This window comes from Roseateles sp. (genome assembly GCF_039595595.1).
GTDB lineage: Bacteria > Pseudomonadota > Gammaproteobacteria > Burkholderiales > Burkholderiaceae_C > Roseateles.
This window is the reverse complement of sequence record NZ_JBCNLG010000032.1, coordinates 1-16,122: the sequence shown is the minus strand read 5'-3', so window position 1 is coordinate 16,122 and position 16,122 is coordinate 1. Positions and strand designations below refer to the sequence as shown.

The 16,122-nt window shown below is 70.5% G+C and carries 17 protein-coding genes; 5 read left to right on the top strand and 12 right to left on the bottom strand.

Annotated elements, in window-relative coordinates; all coding sequences use genetic code 11:
* Positions 1-237 precede the first annotated feature (237 nt).
* A complete protein-coding gene (locus tag ABDW61_RS23545) occupies positions 238-1,074 on the top strand; it encodes an IclR family transcriptional regulator C-terminal domain-containing protein (protein WP_343642250.1) in 837 nt (278 codons plus the stop codon).
* Positions 1,075-1,143: 69 nt separating this feature from the next.
* On the opposite strand, the gene ABDW61_RS23540 is transcribed toward ABDW61_RS23545, so the two are convergent.
* The 3 genes from ABDW61_RS23540 to ABDW61_RS23530 all read right to left on the bottom strand — a co-directional run bounded on the left by ABDW61_RS23540 (position 1,144) and on the right by ABDW61_RS23530 (position 4,497).
* The gene (locus ABDW61_RS23540) at positions 1,144-2,667 is read right to left on the bottom strand and encodes a 3-hydroxyacyl-CoA dehydrogenase (protein WP_343642248.1); all 1,524 of its coding nucleotides are present in this window, start codon (positions 2,665-2,667) and stop codon (positions 1,144-1,146) included.
* A gap of 52 nt (positions 2,668-2,719) precedes the next feature.
* Positions 2,720-3,532 carry an enoyl-CoA hydratase-related protein gene (locus ABDW61_RS23535; protein ID WP_343642246.1) on the bottom strand — a complete coding sequence of 271 codons (813 nt, stop codon included), beginning with the start codon at positions 3,530-3,532 and terminating at the stop codon, positions 2,720-2,722.
* Positions 3,533-3,618: 86 nt separating this feature from the next.
* Positions 3,619-4,497 (bottom strand): LysR family transcriptional regulator, encoded by an 879-nt coding sequence (locus tag ABDW61_RS23530; RefSeq protein ID WP_343642245.1) that lies wholly within the window; start codon positions 4,495-4,497, stop codon positions 3,619-3,621.
* Between the two features lie 135 nt (positions 4,498-4,632).
* Here ABDW61_RS23530 and ABDW61_RS23525 point away from each other — a divergent pair, with 135 nt between their 5' ends.
* Positions 4,633-5,589: a DMT family transporter gene (locus tag ABDW61_RS23525; protein WP_343642244.1), complete on the top strand. Its 957-nt coding sequence runs from the start codon at positions 4,633-4,635 to the stop codon at positions 5,587-5,589.
* A 49-nt stretch (positions 5,590-5,638) separates the two neighbouring features.
* Here the strand turns inward: ABDW61_RS23525 and ABDW61_RS23520 are convergent, their stop codons facing one another.
* The 8 genes from ABDW61_RS23520 to def form a co-directional block, all read right to left on the bottom strand.
* Positions 5,639-6,832 carry a phosphoglycerate kinase gene (locus tag ABDW61_RS23520; protein ID WP_343642243.1) on the bottom strand — a complete coding sequence of 398 codons (1,194 nt, stop codon included), beginning with the start codon at positions 6,830-6,832 and terminating at the stop codon, positions 5,639-5,641.
* A gap of 152 nt (positions 6,833-6,984) precedes the next feature.
* Entirely contained in the window at positions 6,985-7,314 is a 330-nt protein-coding gene (locus tag ABDW61_RS23515; protein ID WP_343642242.1) for an AzlD domain-containing protein, read from the bottom strand.
* Positions 7,311-8,066, bottom strand: coding sequence for an AzlC family ABC transporter permease (locus ABDW61_RS23510; protein WP_343642241.1), 756 nt, complete (start codon positions 8,064-8,066; stop codon positions 7,311-7,313). Before ABDW61_RS23510 ends, ABDW61_RS23515 begins: the two co-directional genes overlap by 4 nt.
* A 116-nt stretch (positions 8,067-8,182) precedes the next feature.
* Positions 8,183-8,953, bottom strand: a complete 771-nt coding sequence (locus tag ABDW61_RS23505) for a head GIN domain-containing protein (RefSeq protein WP_343642240.1) — start codon at positions 8,951-8,953, stop codon at positions 8,183-8,185.
* A gap of 121 nt (positions 8,954-9,074) precedes the next feature.
* Positions 9,075-9,527 carry a hypothetical protein gene (locus ABDW61_RS23500; protein ID WP_343642239.1) on the bottom strand — a complete coding sequence of 151 codons (453 nt, stop codon included), beginning with the start codon at positions 9,525-9,527 and terminating at the stop codon, positions 9,075-9,077.
* Between the two features lie 146 nt (positions 9,528-9,673).
* Positions 9,674-10,519: a zinc metalloprotease HtpX gene (gene htpX / locus ABDW61_RS23495; RefSeq protein ID WP_343642238.1), complete on the bottom strand. Its 846-nt coding sequence runs from the start codon at positions 10,517-10,519 to the stop codon at positions 9,674-9,676.
* A 132-nt stretch (positions 10,520-10,651) separates the two neighbouring features.
* Positions 10,652-11,608 (bottom strand): methionyl-tRNA formyltransferase, encoded by a 957-nt coding sequence (fmt, locus tag ABDW61_RS23490; RefSeq protein ID WP_343642297.1) that lies wholly within the window; start codon positions 11,606-11,608, stop codon positions 10,652-10,654.
* A gap of 11 nt (positions 11,609-11,619) precedes the next feature.
* Positions 11,620-12,132 (bottom strand): peptide deformylase, encoded by a 513-nt coding sequence (gene def / locus ABDW61_RS23485; RefSeq protein WP_343642237.1) that lies wholly within the window; start codon positions 12,130-12,132, stop codon positions 11,620-11,622.
* A 226-nt stretch (positions 12,133-12,358) separates the two neighbouring features.
* Here def and ABDW61_RS23480 point away from each other — a divergent pair, with 226 nt between their 5' ends.
* The 3 genes from ABDW61_RS23480 to ABDW61_RS23470 all read left to right on the top strand — a co-directional run bounded on the left by ABDW61_RS23480 (position 12,359) and on the right by ABDW61_RS23470 (position 15,212).
* The gene (locus ABDW61_RS23480) at positions 12,359-13,516 is read left to right on the top strand and encodes a LysM peptidoglycan-binding domain-containing protein (protein WP_343642236.1); all 1,158 of its coding nucleotides are present in this window, start codon (positions 12,359-12,361) and stop codon (positions 13,514-13,516) included.
* Positions 13,517-13,558: 42 nt separating this feature from the next.
* A complete protein-coding gene (gene dprA, locus ABDW61_RS23475) occupies positions 13,559-14,671 on the top strand; it encodes a DNA-processing protein DprA (RefSeq protein WP_343642234.1) in 1,113 nt (370 codons plus the stop codon).
* Between the two features lie 88 nt (positions 14,672-14,759).
* Complete coding sequence (locus ABDW61_RS23470; protein ID WP_343642232.1) at positions 14,760-15,212, top strand: DUF494 domain-containing protein; 453 nt, start codon at positions 14,760-14,762, stop codon at positions 15,210-15,212.
* 25 nt (positions 15,213-15,237) lie between these two features.
* On the opposite strand, the gene ABDW61_RS23465 is transcribed toward ABDW61_RS23470, so the two are convergent.
* The coding region (locus tag ABDW61_RS23465; protein ID WP_343642231.1) for a DUF1631 family protein at positions 15,238-16,122 on the bottom strand (885 nt) is incomplete at its 5' end.

Genomic DNA, 16,122 nt, shown 5'->3' with positions numbered 1-16,122 from the left:
CCAACCGATCGCGGTTTCGCGCCTTTTTTCCCGCTGAACGCCCTCTCACGTGACCTTGAACAGGCCGCGGGGCGTGCTGCACGGCAAATGCACCAAAATGATGCATAGCGGTGCGATTTGCGGATCAAAACAATTGCCCTGGCAAACATTCTTGACAGGGTTGTCCCTATAGTCCTGGACATCACCTGCTTACGCCCAGCAGATTTGGGCGTCAAACGCACGTCCACCCCCTCCCCTATGTCCGCTGCTCGAGCCCACGATGAAGACCTGACCGCCATCACGGCGGTCACTCCCTCCCCCGACGCTGAAGTCCGTACCGGTCCGCTCAAGCGTGACCTGGTCGCCGGCCTGGAAAAAGGCCTGGCCGTGATCGAAGCCTTCGATCAGGAACGTCCCCGCCTCACCATCAGCGAAGTCGCCGGCCGCACCGGCCTGACTCGCGCGGCCGCGCGCCGCTACCTGCTGACGCTGACCCACCTGGGTTTCGTCTCGCAGGACCGCAAGATGTTCGCGCTGACCCCCAAGGTGCTGCGCCTGGGTCAAAGCTACATGCACTCCGCCCGCCTGCCCCGCATCATCGAGCCCGAGCTGCACAAGCTGGCCTACGCGATGAAGGAGGCCTCCTCGGCCGGCGTGCTCGATGGCAATGACGTGATCTGCATCTCCGCGACGAGCGCGGGCCGCGTGGTCTCGCCGACGCTGCAGCCGGGCACCCGCGTGCCGGCCTATTGCACCGGCAACGGCCGCGTGCTGCTGGCGGCGCAGCCGCAGGCGGAAGTCGACGCCTTCATCGCGCGCCAGGAGCTGACCGCGCTGACCCCGCACACGATCACGCATCCGGAGCGTCTGCGCATCGAGATCGCCCGTGCCCGCGCGCAGGGCTATGCGCTGATCGACCAGGAACTGGAGCAGGGCCTGCGCACGGTGGCCGTGCCGCTGAAGAATTACAAGGGCGACACCGTCGCCGCGATGGCCATCAGCGTCCACGCGACCCGCATGAGCATGGAGCAGATGGTCGAGCACTGCCTGCCTCCGCTGCTGCAGGCGCAAGCGCATCTGCGCATGCTGCTCTGAGGCTTCAGAGACCCCACGAAAAAGCGCCCCTCGGGGCGCTTTTTGCATGTGCGAGCGCAAGCGCCGCGTTCAGGCCCAGAGGCGCTGGCGCAGCAGCGGGCTGATCCGGTAGCGCTCGCTGCGATAGGCCTCGAAGAGCCCCTCGAGCGCATCGACGACGAGTGGCGCGCCCAATTGCGCGAGCCACTCGAAGGGCCCAGCGGGATAGTTCACGCCCAGCTTCATTGCGGTGTCAGCGCCGGACTCGTCGCAGACGCCCTGCCAGACGGCATCGGCGCCCTCGTTGATCAGCATCGCGATGGTGCGGGCGACGGCAAGCCCCGGCACGTCGCGCAGCACCAGCGGCGCCCAGCCCAGCCGCCGCAACAGCGTCTCGGCATGGGTCTGCTGGACGTTGTCGACGCGCGGCCCGAAAGCGATCGCGAGTCCGTCGATCCGGTCCGGCGCGAGCGGCCAGTCGATCACCGCGAGGCCGGGCTGGCTGCGCTCCCGCGCGAGCTGGGCGGCGCAGCGCCCGCGCGTGAAATGCAGCTGCACGCCTTCGACCGCGACGCCTTGCCAGTCAGCCGTCTCGTCGCGCTCGAAGCTGAGGTCTCGCGTGGCCATCCAGCCGCCCAGCAACTCCACCAGCGGACCGCGTCCCGACAGGGTCACCGCGCCGACGTCGCCATCGATCACCGCGACCGGCGCGGCGCTCTCGGGCGCGCCGTCGTAGAAGCCCTTCCCCGCCTTGCGCCCGAGGCGGCCGCCATCGACCAGCGCCTTCTGCACCAGCGAGGGCTGATAGCGCTTGTCGCCGAAGTTGGCCTCGAAGACCGACTGCGTGACCAGGTAGTTGGTGTCGTGGCCGATCAGGTCCATCAGCTCGCAGGGACCCATGCGGAAACCGGCCCCGCGCAGCGCGCGGTCCAGTTGAGCCGGGCTGCCGGCCTGCTCCTGCAGCAGCTGCAGCGTCTCGGCGTAATACGGGCGCGCGATGCGATTGACGATGAAACCGGGCGTCGACTTCGCATGCACCGGCGTCTTGCCCCAGCGGCGCGACAGCGCCTCGATCGCCTGCGCGGCCGATTCGTCCGTCTCCGCGCCCCAGACGACCTCGACCAGCTTCATCAGCGGCACCGGGTTGAAGAAGTGCATGCCGACGAGCCGGCGCGGGCTCGCCATGCCGTTGGCCAGCGCGGTGATGCTGATCGACGAGGTGTTGGACGCGATCAGCGCATCGGGCGGCAGCAGCGCGTCGAGTTCGCGCAGCAGCGCCTGCTTGGGCTCGAGCTTCTCGACGATCACCTCGATGACCAGCGCGGCGTCCGCGAGTTCCGCGGTCGAGGCCGCCGGCGACAGGCGCGCCAGCACCGCGTCGCGCGCATCCTGGGCCATGCGGCCCTTCGCCACCAGGCTGTCGAGCGCCTTGCCGATCTGCGCGATCGCCGCCGCGGCGGCGCCTTCGCGCAGGTCCATGAGCCGGACCGGATGGCCGGCCTGCGCCGCCACCTGCGCGATGCCCGCGCCCATCACGCCCGCGCCGATCACCGCCACCGGTGCCTGCGCCGCGTCGGCGCTCGCGATGCGCCACGTTCCCGTCGATGCCGTCATTGCTGTCTCCAAGATCGATCCCGATGAATCCGGAAAGAGTGGACGCCGCGCGTCAGTCCGCGCCGCCGCCGGCCTTCGGCACCCAGGCCGCGGGCCGCTTGCCCAGGAAGGCGGCAAAGCCTTCCTTGGCCTCCGAGCCCATGCGGACGCGGGCGATGGTCTGGGCGGTCAACTCGCGAACCTCGGCCGTGACCGGCCCGACCTCGAGCTGCGCGAACAGCGCCTTGATCTCCGCCTGCGCCCGCGGGCCGTTCATCAGCAGCTCGGCGATCCAGCGCTCGACGGCCGCATCGAGTCCGCCGGCCGCGTCGCTCTCGACGACCTCGTGCAGCAGGCCGATGCGCAGCGCCTCGGCGGCCGGAATGCGGCTGGCGGTGAGCGCGAGCCGGCGCGCCTCGCGCGGGCCGACGGCGTTCATCACATAGGGGCCGATCACCGACGGCAGGATGCCGAAGCGGGCCTCGCTGACCGCGAACTGCGCGCCGGCCGCGGCGACCGCGATGTCACAGGCCAGCGTCAGTCCGACGCCCCCGCCCAGCGCGACGCCATGGACCTTCGCGATCGTGGGTTTCGGGCAGCGCGCGATCCGGTCGAGCATGCCGGCGAAGCGGCGCGCGTCCTCGACGTTCCAGTCCTGCGTCGCCTCCGACGCGCGCTTCATCCACTGCAGGTCCGCCCCCGCGCTGAAGGCCTTGCCGGCGCCGTCGAGCACGACGATCCGCACGGCCGGGTCGCGGCCCAGGCGCTCGAAGGCGGCATCGAGGTCCGCGATCATGGCCTCGTCGAAGGCGTTGAACACCTCCGGCCGGTTCATCGTCACGCGCGCGACGCCGCGCGCATCGGTCGCAATCTGCAGGGTGTCCACGTGGTCGGTCTCCGTTGTTGTCGACGGAGTATCGCAGCCCGACCGGTCGGTCGAGGAATGACCCGCTCAGCGCTCAGACGACCCGCTCAGTCTTCCCAGGCTTCCTGGACCAGTTCGCGCAGCACGGCCAGCGCGTGATCTTCCGGCCCCTCCTGCTGGAGCCAGCACAGCCAGGTCTCGTCCTGCCAGTGCGGCCAGATGCGGAGTTCACCCGCTTCCACCGCCGCCTGCGCCTGATCGATGCGCAGCACCGCCGCGCCGAGACCGCTGGCGACCATGCCGCGCACGGCCGCCTCGGTCTCGGCCATCAGGCTGTGCGGCGGCTCGCGGCCAGCGCTCTGGAACAGGCGTTCGGCCGCGGGGCGCAGCCCGCAGTCCGGCGGCGTGCCGATCCACGGCAGCGCCAGCAGCGCGTCGCGCGACACCGGCCACTCGCGGTCGGCGAAGCGCCGCGGCACGGCCACGGCCAGCTCCATGCGGCGCAACCGGTGCACCATCAGCCCGTCGGCGCGCTCGCCGTCATACAGCACGTAGGCGCAGTCCACGTCGCCACGGCGCAGGGCCTGCACGCTGTGCAGCGACAGCCGCTGCAGCAGCTGCAGCCCGATGCCGGGATGGCGCTCGGCGAGCTTGACCATCACCTCGCCCAGGCGCAGCGCCAGCGGGTCGGTGACGGTGCCCATGCGCAGCAGGCCGCGCACCTCGCCGCGGATCTGCGCGGCGGCCTGGCGCAGGCGCTGCGCCGCGTCGAGCGTGCGCCGCGCCTCCTCGGCCAAGCGCTCGCCGGCCGGTGTCAGCGCCATGCCGCGCGAGCTGCGCTCGAACAGCTGCACGCCGAGCTCCTCCTCGAGCGCCTTGATCTGGGCGCTCACGGCCGGCACGCTGGTGAACACCTTCTCCGCGGCGCGGGTCAGGTTCCGTTCGGCCACGACGGCCAGAAAGCTCTTCAGCTGGTACAGCTCCATGGGCCGGGATTGTGACGAGTCGCCGCGGGCGCGCGTTCGGATTCTTCAAACGCCCCTTCCAAAGATGCTCATGGACCGCGCGCGAGGCGGCGCCCAGACTGCCTCCCATCGACCTCTCCGAAAGCGAAGGGATCCATGACTCCCGCCAATCCCTATGCCGCCACCGCGGCCATGCTGTTCGCCGCCATCTCGTGGGGCAGCCTCTTCCTCGTGGGCAAGCCGGTGCTGGGCCGGCTCGACCCGATCTGGTTCACCGCCGTGCGCTACCTGCTCGCGGGCGTGGGCATGGCGCTGCTGGTGGCCGTCTTCGGCCAGCGGCCCTGGGCCAAGCTGCGCGCGCACTGGCGGCTGCTGACCGGCTTTGGCGTGCTGGGCTACGGCTTCTTCGGCATCCTGGTGCTGGAGGGGCTCAAGCTCTCGCTGCCGTCGCACGGCGCGGTGCTGATGGCGACGATGCCGCTCACGACCCTGCTGCTGCGCTGGGTGCTGGACGGGCACCGGCCGGGACTGGGCGTCGCTGGCGCGGCGGTGCTGGCGCTGAGTGGCGTCGTGATGGTCTCCGGCGTGCTGGGCCGCAGCGACGGGCCGCCGCACCTGCTGCTCGGCGACGCGCTGACGCTGCTCGGCACGATCGGCTGGGTGAGCTACACGCGCGGCGCGGCGAAGGTGCCGGACCTGAGTCCGCTCGAGTACACCGGCCTGACCGCGCTCGCGGCGCTGCCGTGGCAGATCGGGTTCGCGGCGGCCGCGACGGCGGCGGGCTGGATCGCCGCGCCGGGCTGGCAGGACCTGGCGCCGGTCGCGCCGCACCTGCTCTACATCGCGGCCGTGCCGACGGTGGCCGCCGTGGTCGCCTTCAACTTCGGCGTGCGCCAGCTCGGCGCGCCGCGGGGCACGCTGTTCCTGAACGGGGTGCCGGTGTCGGCGCTGCTGATGAGCGTCGCGCTCGGCCAGCACCCCGCCTGGCAGGAGTGGATCGGTGCGGCACTGGTCATCGCCGCGCTCACGCTGAGCACGCGAGCGTCAGCGCCCGCGGCGCGGCCGGCGCCGGCACCGGTCCTGCGGGACCGGGTGTGCTCCGCCTCGGCCTGAGGCCTCCCGGGCCCGAGACCCGGGACCGCCCTGGGAGGACAAGGGGCGATCAGCCCCGGGCGCGCTTGGCCAGGATCTCGAACGCCGGCAGCGTCTTGCCTTCCAGCACTTCCAGGAAGGCGCCGCCGCCAGTGGAGATGTAGCCGACGTCCTGCTCGATGCCGTACTTGGCGATCGCCGCCAGCGTGTCGCCGCCGCCGGCGATCGAGAACGCGTCCGACGCCGCGATGGCGCGCGCGATGGTCTCGGTGCCATGGGCGAAGGCGTCGAACTCGAAGACGCCGACCGGACCGTTCCACACGATGGTGCCGGCCGCCTTGAGCTGCTCGGCCAGTTGCGCGGCGGTCTTGGGGCCGATGTCCAGGATCAGGTCATCGTCGGCCACCTCGGTCGCGGCCTTGACCGTGGCCGGCGCATCGGCGGCGAAGGTCTTGGCGGTCACCACGTCCACCGGGATGGGCACCGCGGCGCCGCGCGCCTTCATCGACTCGATCACGGCCTTGGCATCGGCCAGCAGGTCGGGCTCGGCCAGCGACTTGCCGATCTTCAGGCCCGCGGCCAGCATGAAGGTGTTGGCGATGCCGCCACCGACGATCAAGCCGTCCACGTTCTTCGACAGCGACTGCAGGATGGTCAGCTTGGTCGACACCTTGGAGCCCGCGACGATCGCCACCAGCGGACGCCTCGGATTGGCCAGGGCCTTGGTGATGGCGTCGATCTCGGCAGCCAGCAGCGGGCCGGCGCAGGCGATCCTGGCGAACTGCGCGATGCCGTAGGTCGAGGCCTCCGCGCGGTGCGCGGTGCCGAAGGCGTCGTGCACGAAGATGTCGCACAGCGCGGCCATCTTCTTCGCCAGCTCCTCGCTGTTCTTCTTCTCGCCCTTGTTGACGCGGCAGTTCTCGAGCAGCACCACCTGGCCCGGCTTCACGTCGACGCCGTCGACCCAGTTCGCCACCAGCGGCACCTCGCGGCCCATCAGTTCGCCCAGGCGCCGGGCGACCGGCGCGAGCGAATCCTCGGGCTTGAACTCGCCCTCGGTCGGGCGGCCCAGGTGCGAGGTCACCATCACCGCGGCGCCGGCCTTCAGGGCCATCTCGATCGCGGGGATGGAGGCGCGCACGCGCGTGTCCTCGGTGATCTGGCCGGCGTCGTTGAGCGGCACGTTCAGGTCGGCGCGGATGAAGACGCGCTGGTCGGCCACCTTGCCGGCGGCGATCAGATCGGCGAAACGCAGGACGTTCATGGGATGAAGCTTCTGGGAGTTGGAATGCGGGCGCCGGCCGCGGCCGGCAAATCGGGCCGCAGCTTAACAGCCGGGCGCCCCGGGCCGGCGACCAGCCGGGTTACGAAACGCGGCTGAAACCGGGCTCAATCCAGGCTTGCGGCGCCGCGCGCTCACCAGCCCAGGCCGATGCGCAGCGCCAGCATCACGGCCGTGCCGCTGATGATCGTGCCCAGGATGCCGCGCTTGCAGAAGAAGTAGGCCGTCCCGGCCGCGGCGGCGAACAGGCGCGCATCCTTCCAGGTGTGGATCAGCTCGCCCTGCGTCATCACGATCTCCGGCACGATCACCGCGGCGAGCGCCGCCAACGGCGCATAGCGCAGGCCGTCGCGCACCCATCCGGGCAGCGGGATCTCGCGGTCCGGAATCATGAAGAAGGCGCGCGTGATCACCGTGATCGCGCCCATGCCGAGGATGCCCAGCACCGCTTCCCACGCGCTCATGCGGATCTCCCGGCCGAGGCGCCGCCCGCGCCGCCGGCGCCGTTCTGCGGCAGCCACTTCTCCATCAGCAGCCCGGCCGCGACCGCCGCGGCGATCGCGGCCAGGATGTTGAGCCGCAGTGGCAGCGCATAGGCAGCGACCGCCGCGCAGCCGGCCACCGCGCCCGACACCCAGGTGTTGCGATCCTTCAGCAGCGAGTAGCTCAGCCCCAGCAGCGCCAGCACGCCGGCGAAGCCCAGGCCCCAGTTCGTCGGAATGTGGTCGGCCAGCAGGATGCCGGCGATCGCGGGAACCTGCCACGCGAACCAGTTGATCGAGACGCCGCCCCAAAAGTACGGGAGCTGACGCTGGGGATCGGGTTTGAGGTCGGGGAAGCGCTTGAGGAAGGCGACGTAGTTGAGATCGGCGGCGAAATAGCCGATGAACAGGCGCTGCGCGCGCGGCAGCGGCTCGAAGTACAGGCGCCACTGGGCGCTGAAGATCACGAAGCGCAAGTTCACGCAGAAGGCGGTGGCCCACAGCACCCACAGCGGCGCGCCGCTGGCCAGCAACGGCAGCGAGGCCAGTTGCGAGCTCCCGGCGAAGACCACCAGGCTCATCAGCAGCGACAGGCCCACGCCCAGGCCGCTCTTGACCATGGCCACGCCGGTCACCAGCCCCCAGGCCGAAATGCCCAGCGTGATGCCGAGCATGTCGCGTGCGCCGCGCTTGAATTCGGGGTGGCGCGCCAGCGCCCAGAGTCCTTCCGCCATGGGCGCGATTGTCCGTCGCGGCCGCGTCAAACGAGGCGCCCCTCGCACGCGATCGCGTCGAGGGGCGTTCACAGTGCGCCCGGCTCCAAAGGGAGCCGGGACGGGCTGACGGCGGATTACTTCAGCTTGCGCACCGAACCCGAGCCGGCGTTGGACATGCTGATCTCGGGGCTGCCGACGTAGCCGACGTCGCCCGAGCCGGCGATCCGGACGTCGAGCTTGCGCACGGCCTGGACGCTCACGTCGCCGCTGCCGGAGATGCTGACCTTGGCCTCGTCGACGACCAGCTCGCGGGTCTTGACGTCGCCGCTGCCGGCCACGCTGACCGACAGCGCGTTGGCCTTGCCGGCGAACTGCATGTCGCCGCTGCCCGCGACGCGCAGCGTCACGTGATCGGCCTCCAGGCCGTGCACGCGCAGATCGCCGCTGCCAGCGATGCTCGCGTCCAGGTTGCCGGTCTTCATCGGCTCGACGCGGATGTCGCCGCTGCCGGCGATCGACAGACCGCGCAGCTGGCGCATGTCCAGCGTGACGGTCGGCGAGCCCTTGGCGTTCAGGCTGTAGCCGCGCTTGGGCGAGATCTCCAGCGTGCGGCCCTTGCTGCCGTCGACGACCTTGGTCTCGATGTAGCTGAGCAGGTTGCGGTCGGTCTTCACCTCGACCTTGTCGGCCGGCCCCTGGCGGACGAAGACCTTGAAGTCGCCCGACAGCGAAACCGCGTCGAAGGCGCCGAGGTCGCGCGCCTCGCTGGCGACGTCGCCGTTGCCTTCGACGCGCTGCGAGCTGCCGAAGGTCAGCGACCAGGCGTGAGCCGTGCCGGCAGCGGCCAGACTCAGCGCGGCGACGGCGAACAGGCGGCGGGTGGCGCGGAAGGACATGGTGGTCATGAGCGATCTCCTATCTGTCGGATGATCGCATCATCGCCGCGCCCCTCCGCGGCCGCGACCGGTGGATGACGAACTGCATCATCCACGGCATCAACTGCGCGGCCGACCGACGGTCCGGCGCTCAGTGCCCGCCCTTGTCGGCCGGCTTGTCCGCGCCCTTGTCCGAACCCTTGTCCGCGCCCTTCTCGCCGACCTTGCCCTTGGCCGAGCGCGGCGACTCCTCCTCTTCGTCGGGCGCGGCCCCGGCCGGGCGGCTCGCCTGAGGATTGGCCACCAGCGGGCGCGTGCCCTCCAGCTTGTTCTCGCGCATGTACTCGTCCATCTCGCGCCAGCCGTCGTAGACCGCCGCCTTCTGCGCCTTCGGATTGAGGGCGTAGCAGTCCTCGATGGCGCGCAGCGCATTGCGGCAGGCGCCGCCGATGGCCTTGCCCTCGGCCACCTTGGCGGCGGCCACCTTGGCGGGGTCCTCGATGCCAAGCTGGTCGCAGCCGGCCAGCAGCGCGCCGGCGCCGAGCAGCGCCGCCGTCAGCGCGGGACGCGCGGTCGCGGTGAGGGAGCGGAGGGAAGCCTTCATGCTGTCCTTTATCGGCCGCCGGGGGCGATCGCTTGAAGAATGCTCGAACGGACGATTGTGCCGCCGGCGCGCCCGCCGCCCTGTGCGCCGATCCAATGAAAAACACCGCCCGAAGGCGGTGTTTCGTGCTTGCGGCACGCCGCGGTTCAGCGGCGGGCCATCGCCATCAGGCGCTCGATGCGCTCCTCCGTCGACGGGTGGGTGCTGAACAGCCCGCGCAGACCGCCGCCCGACAGCGGATTCATGATCATCATCTGGGCCGTCTCCGGATGGCGCTCGGCGGTCTCGAGCGGGATGCCCTGGGCATAGCGATGGATCTTGTCCAGCGCCGAGGCCAGCGCCTGCGGGTCGCCGGAGATCTCGGCGCCACCGCGGTCGGCCTCGAACTCGCGCGCGCGGCTGATCGCCATCTGGATCAGCGAGGCCGCGATCGGCGCCAGGATCGCCACCAGCAGGCCGACGATCGGATTGGCGGGGCGGCCCTCGCTGTCGCGCGGGCTGAAGAACATCGCGAAGTTGGCCAGCATCGAGATCGCGCCCGCCATCGTCGCGCTGACGGTGGAGATCAGGATGTCGCGGTGCTTCACGTGGGCCAGCTCATGCGCCATCACGCCGCGCAGCTCCCGCTCGGACAGCACGCGCACGATGCCGGTGGTCGCGGCGACCGCGGCGTTCTGCGGATTGCGGCCGGTGGCGAAGGCGTTGGGCGCGTCCTCCTGGATCAGGTAGACCTTGGGCATCGGGAGCTGGGCGCGCTCGGCCAGCTCCTTGACCATGTTGTAGAACTGCGGCGCGCTGCGGGCATCGACTTCCTGGGCGTTGTACATCTTCAGCACCAGCTTGTCGGAGAACCAGTAGCTGAAGAAGTTCATGCCCACCGCGACCACCAGCGCGATCAGCATGCCGGTCTGGCCGCCCAGCACGGAGCCGATCGCCATGAACAGCGCGGTGATGGCGGCCATCAGGATGGCAGTCTTCATCAGGTTGAACATGCAAACACCTCCTCGGAAAAGGCGGCCGGAGCCGCGGACGGACACAGTCCTGAACGGTACACCGCCCAGCTTGTCCCACCTGACGGCGAGGCCGGCGGGTTCAAGCCGGTTTCGCCGCCGGTTCAGTCAGGGTTAAGCGAAGCGGGCGCCCGGCGCCAGCGCCCGCGCCTGCAGGAAGGCAGCCGCGGGGAGCCGCTTGCCGCCGGCGCGCTGGAGCTCGGTCAGGCGCAGGCTGCCGGCGCCGCACGCGACGACCGGGCCGTCCGGCGAGACCGCCAGCACGGTGCCCGGTTCGCCCAGCGTCCCCGAGGCCTCGACGACCTCGGCGCGCCAGACCTTGACGGCCTCGCCGTCCACCTGGGCGACACCGCCCGGGAACGGATCGAAGGCGCGCAGCCGGCGCGCGATCTGCGCGGCCTCGTCGGTCCAGCGGATCTGGCTCTCGGCCTTCTCGATCTTGTGGGCGTAGGTGACGCCTGCTTCGGGCTGCTTCACCGGATGGAAGCCGCCACGGGCGGCCAACTCCAGCGCCTGGACGATCATCCGGCCGCCCAGCGCCGCCAGCTTGTCGTGCAGCGACGCCGTCGTGTCCGCCGGCTCGATCGGCAGGCGCTCGATCAGCAGCATGTCGCCGGTGTCCAGACCCTCGTCCATCTGCATGATGGTGATGCCGGTCTCGGCGTCGCCGGCCTCGATCGCGCGGTGGATCGGGGCTGCACCGCGCCAGCGCGGCAGGATCGAGCCGTGGATATTCAGGCAGCCCAGGCGGGGCAGCGTCAGCACCCATTGCGGCAGGATCAGCCCGTAGGCGGCAACCACCAGCACGTCGGGACGCGCGTCCAGCAGCGCCTGGCGGCCCGCCGCGGCTTCTTCGGGGAACTTGCCGTCCAGGCGCAGGCTGCGGGGCTGCGCGACGGCGATGCCGCGGCTCACCGCGAGCTGCTTCACCGGCGACGCCTGCAGCTTCATGCCGCGACCGGCCGGCCGGTCGGGCTGGCTCAGCACCAGCGGTACCTCGAAGCGCGCGTCCAGCAGCGCCTGCAAGGCGACGGCGGCGAACTCGGGCGTGCCCGCGAAGGCGACTCGCAGCGGCGCGGCCATCAGCGCTTCGCGTCCTCGCGGGCCTTCTTCACCAGCTTGGTCTTGATGCGCTCGCGCTTGAGGGGACTGAGGTATTCGACGAACACCTTGCCGGCGAGGTGATCCATCTCGTGCTGGACGCACACGGCCAGCAGGCCCTCGGCGTCGAACTGGAAGGTGTGACCCTCGCGGTCCAGCGCCTGCACGGTGACCTTCTTGTGGCGCATCACCTTGTCGTAGATCGTGGGCACGGAGAGACAGCCCTCCTCGCCTTCGATCATCTCCTCGCTGCGCGCGACCAGCTCCGGATTGATCAGCACCAGCGGCTGGTCGCGCTCTTCGGACACGTCCATCACCAGCAGCCGCTCGTGCACGTCCACCTGCGTGGCCGCCAGACCGACGCCTTCGGCGTCGTACATCGTCTCCAGCATGTCGTCGGCGAGCGCGCGGATGCGGTCATCGACGGCGGCGATGGGCTTGGCCACCGTGTGCAGGCGCGGATCGGGATATCGAAGAATGGAGAGTTTCGCCATGGTGAGGACGCGAGACGGCGTGCGTCGCTGTGGACAGCGCACAACGCCTGTTTGTAAGGGCTTGCAAGGGACGGCGGGCACCTTCATTGCGGGTGCCCCTGAACCGGGGCAGAATCGCCGCCAGCGAAGTGGCCGATTTTCGCCGATTTGGCGGTCGATCCGGCCCTCGCCACAAAAGCGCCATTGGCCGCGAGGGGCCTTCGATCACGGCGCAGGAGAACAAGGAATGACGCAAAGGCGGCCGCTGGGCTTGACGATGATTTCTGCAGCCCTGTTGGCGGGCACCTTTGCCGCCATGCCGGCCCATGCGGCGGGCAACTATCCCATCACCCCCGACCAACGCCAGACGGCGCAGCAGGTCGCCCAGGCGGGCGTGCCGCTGTCGGAGCTGGCGCCCAACGCCCCCGACACCTACACCGTCAAGTCGGGTGACACGCTGTGGGCGATCTCGGGCCTGTTCCTGAAGAGCCCGTGGCGCTGGCCCGAGCTCTGGGGCATGAACACCGACCAGATCCGCAACCCTCACCTGATCTATCCGGGCCAGGTGCTGATGCTGATCAAGTCTGACGGCCGCGCGCGGCTGCAGGTCGGCCGCGACGTCGGCGGCGCGCCGGGCGGTACCGTGAAGCTGTCGCCGCGCGTGCGCGCCGAGTCGCTGTACGACGGCTCCATCGCCGCGATCCCGCAACACCTGATCGAGCCCTTCCTCAACGAGGCGGTGGTGCTCAACGGCAATGAGCTGGCGACCGCGCCGCGCGTGATCTCGGCGCAGGAAAACCGCGTCTGGATGTCCAAGGGCGACCTGGCCTACGCGCGCGGCACGATGGCACCGGACCAGCAGGCCTATCGCGTGTTCCGCGAGCCCAAGCCGCTGCGCGATCCGGTCACCAAGGAAGTCCTGGGCTATGAGGCCGTCTACGTCGGCACCGCCGACCTGACCCGCGCCGGCAGCGGCGCCGGCACGAAGGATGAAGTGCCCGCCACGTTGACGATCACCCAGGTCCGTCAGGAAGTGCAGGCCGGCGACCGGCTCGCGCCGGTGCCGCCGCGCGGCTACACGAGCTACGTGCCGCACGCGCCCGCTGGCGCGCTCGATGGCCGCATCGTCTCGATCTACGGCGACGCGATCAACGCCGGCCCGAATCAGATCGTGGCCCTGAACAAGGGCCAGCGCGATGGCCTGGAGCGCGGCCATGTGCTGGCGCTGTGGCATGCCGGCCGCATCGTTCGCGATCCGACGACGCCGCGCCGCGAGGAAGTGCGCCTCCCCGACGAGCGCCAAGGCCAGTTGTTCGTGTTCCAGGTCTTCGATCGGGTCTCGTACGCGCTGATCCTGTCGTCGGACGGCGCGGTCGTCCCGGGCGACCGCTTCACCCAGCCCTGAGCGCCGGGGCTCGCCGGCCGGGTCGCAGTCAGGACCGCACCGATGAGCCCTGACGACCTGCGCGGCTGGCTCCATCTGCTCTCCTGCGCCACCCGCGGCGCCGCGCGCCGCCTGCTGGCACGGCACGGTGCTCCCGGCGCGGCGCTGAAGGCGGGCCGCGCCGGCTGGGGCGGCCTGCTGAGTTCCGAAGAGGCCGACCGCCTGGCCACCAAGCCCGCCGACCTCGACCAGCGCATCCGCCGCACCGAGGCGTGGCTGAGCGGCGGAGACCGCCGCTCCCTTCTGGTCATTGGCGACGCCGACTATCCCCACCCACTGCTGCACACGGCCGATCCGCCGTTGATGCTCTACCTCGACGGCCGCCGTGAACTGCTGGGCAGCCGTTGCGTCGCGGTGGTCGGCAGCCGGCGGCCCAGTCCGCAAGGCGACGAGAACGCCCGGCACTTCGCTGCTGGCCTGGGCGAAGCCGGCTTCTGCGTTGTGTCGGGGCTGGCGATGGGCATCGACGGGGCGGCGCACGAGGCGGCGCTGCACACGCCCGGTGGCACGATCGCGGTCCTGGGCACCGGCCCGGACAAGGTCTTCCCGCTCGAGCACGCCGACCTCTCCCGCCACGTCGCGCGCCGCGGTCTGCTGGTCACCGAGTACTTTGTCGGCACGCCGCCGATGGCGCCGAACTTCCCGCAGCGCAACCGCATCATCGCGGGGCTGTCCGAGGGCTGCTTGGTCGTCGAGGCGGCGATGAAGTCGGGCTCGCTGATCACGGCCCGGCAGGCCTCGGAGGCGGGCCGCGAGGTGTTCGCGGTGCCCGGTCCGATCCATGCCCCTCAATCCAAGGGCTGTCACTACCTGCTCAAGCAGGGGGCCTGCCTGGTACAGGAACTGGACGACCTGCTCGCCGAGCTTCCCGCCGGCGGCCTGCCGCGCGGCGAGCCGCTGGCGTTCGCTCCCGATGCGACCTCCGAGCCCGACCCGCCCGCCGACGATCACCCACTGCTGCGCGCCATCGGCGCGGATACGGTATCGCTGGAGCAGCTTGCTCAGCGCAGTGGCTGGCCGCAGGACGAACTCAACGCGACCTTGCTGGACCTCGAACTGGAAGGCCGCATCGCGCGGCTGCCCGGCGCCCTTTTCCAGCGCCGCCGCCGGGCCTGACGGATGCGGATCCCTCGGGGAATTTCCGCGCCGCGGGCGGTTCATTTCGGCGGGAAGGGCTTTCTACCCGTGGGGTATAGTCCCCGCCATGTTTGACGTCCTCGTCTATCTGTACGAAACCTACTGGCGCCCCGACGCCTGCCCGGATCACGCGCAACTGACCCGGAAATTGTCGGCAGTCGGTTTCGAGGACGACGAAATCCGCGACGCGCTGTCCTGGCTGGACGGCCTGGCCGCCTCGGCCCAGTCGCATCACGGCGAGCCCGGCGACCGCAGCCTGCGCATCTACACCCGCGAGGAACAGGACCATCTGGGCGAAGGCTCGATGGGCTTCATCAGCTTCCTGGCCTCGGCCGGCGTGTTGCCGACCGCGATGCGCGAGATGGTGATCGACCGCGCGATGGCCATCCCCGGCGGCCCGCTGGACCTCGAGGACCTGAAGATCATCGTGCTGATGGTGTTCTGGAGTCTGGGCGAGGAACCCGACGCGCTGATCCTCGACGAGTTGTTCGTCGCTCCCGAAGAGCGCCTGATCCACTGAGGTCCGCGCGCGAATGCGCGCCGCGTCAGGCCAGCAACCGGCTCGGATCGACCTCGAGCTTGGCGAGCGCGTTGCGCGTCGCCTTCACGGTGAGAGACTCATCCTGCGCCGGCAGCATCAGGCCCGCCTGCAGGAAGGCGGCCAGCCGGCTGAGCTGGAACAGCACGCCACGCCCTTGCGGCGACACGAACAGGATCAGGTGGTGTCGCAGCCCGCGCCACACCAGCTGGACCGGTTCCACGCGGCCGCGATAGTCGAGCATGTACCAGCTGCCGACCTGCAGCTCGCGCGCCCAGGCCACCATGGCCGGCGACGGCGCGGCGCCGCCCTCGGCCACCACTTCCAGGCCTTCGCACTCGTGCGTGGACAGGTCGCGCACCAGCGTCTCGTTGATCTCGCCGGCCTCCGGCGACGGGAGCATCGCCTCCAGCGTCTCGAGCTGGCTCATCAGATCGTCGAGCCGCTCGCGCGGGATCGCCGCGGTCTTGGCGGTGAACGCCGCGGCCAGCGCATTGTTCAGCGACCGGATGTGTTCATCCTGCCGTTCATGACTCATGCCCGCGTGGCCCATGCCGTCGCGCAGCGTCTTCAGCAGCGGCGGCAGGCGGCGGATCACCTCGGCGCGGTCCTCGCGGGACACCTTGGCGCTGGCCGACCAGATCAGGTCGGCCGCGGCGCGCTTCATCGCCTTGGTCTGCTCGGCCTGCGGCCCGTAGCGCACGCCGGTCACCGCCAGCACGTCGGCCCAGACCTGGAACAGGAAGTCGCGCACGCCGTCCTGCACCGGCACCTCGGACAGCATCTTGCGCAGCTCGATCGTGTACTGGATCGCCAGCGTCTCGCGCTGCTCGACCTGCTGCGCCAGCGACACGCCCTTCTTCGAGACCTCGTTCTCCTGCTCGAAGTAGTG

Excerpts from the sequence above, each read along its gene's own strand:
- ABDW61_RS23545 (WP_343642250.1), top strand. The coding sequence starts at position 238 with ATGTCCGCTGCTCGAGCCCACGATGAAGACCTGACCGCCATCACGGCG.
- ABDW61_RS23540 (WP_343642248.1), bottom strand. The coding sequence starts at position 2,667 with ATGACGGCATCGACGGGAACGTGGCGCATCGCGAGCGCCGACGCGGCG.
- ABDW61_RS23530 (WP_343642245.1), bottom strand. The coding sequence starts at position 4,497 with ATGGAGCTGTACCAGCTGAAGAGCTTTCTGGCCGTCGTGGCCGAACGG.
- ABDW61_RS23525 (WP_343642244.1), top strand. The coding sequence starts at position 4,633 with ATGACTCCCGCCAATCCCTATGCCGCCACCGCGGCCATGCTGTTCGCC.
- ABDW61_RS23520 (WP_343642243.1), bottom strand. The coding sequence starts at position 6,832 with ATGAACGTCCTGCGTTTCGCCGATCTGATCGCCGCCGGCAAGGTGGCC.
- ABDW61_RS23515 (WP_343642242.1), bottom strand. The coding sequence starts at position 7,314 with ATGAGCGCGTGGGAAGCGGTGCTGGGCATCCTCGGCATGGGCGCGATC.
- ABDW61_RS23510 (WP_343642241.1), bottom strand. The coding sequence starts at position 8,066 with ATGGCGGAAGGACTCTGGGCGCTGGCGCGCCACCCCGAATTCAAGCGC.
- ABDW61_RS23505 (WP_343642240.1), bottom strand. The coding sequence starts at position 8,953 with ATGACCACCATGTCCTTCCGCGCCACCCGCCGCCTGTTCGCCGTCGCC.
- ABDW61_RS23500 (WP_343642239.1), bottom strand. The coding sequence starts at position 9,527 with ATGAAGGCTTCCCTCCGCTCCCTCACCGCGACCGCGCGTCCCGCGCTG.
- htpX (WP_343642238.1), bottom strand. The coding sequence starts at position 10,519 with ATGTTCAACCTGATGAAGACTGCCATCCTGATGGCCGCCATCACCGCG.
- def (WP_343642237.1), bottom strand. The coding sequence starts at position 12,132 with ATGGCGAAACTCTCCATTCTTCGATATCCCGATCCGCGCCTGCACACG.
- ABDW61_RS23480 (WP_343642236.1), top strand. The coding sequence starts at position 12,359 with ATGACGCAAAGGCGGCCGCTGGGCTTGACGATGATTTCTGCAGCCCTG.
- dprA (WP_343642234.1), top strand. The coding sequence starts at position 13,559 with ATGAGCCCTGACGACCTGCGCGGCTGGCTCCATCTGCTCTCCTGCGCC.
- ABDW61_RS23470 (WP_343642232.1), top strand. The coding sequence starts at position 14,760 with ATGTTTGACGTCCTCGTCTATCTGTACGAAACCTACTGGCGCCCCGAC.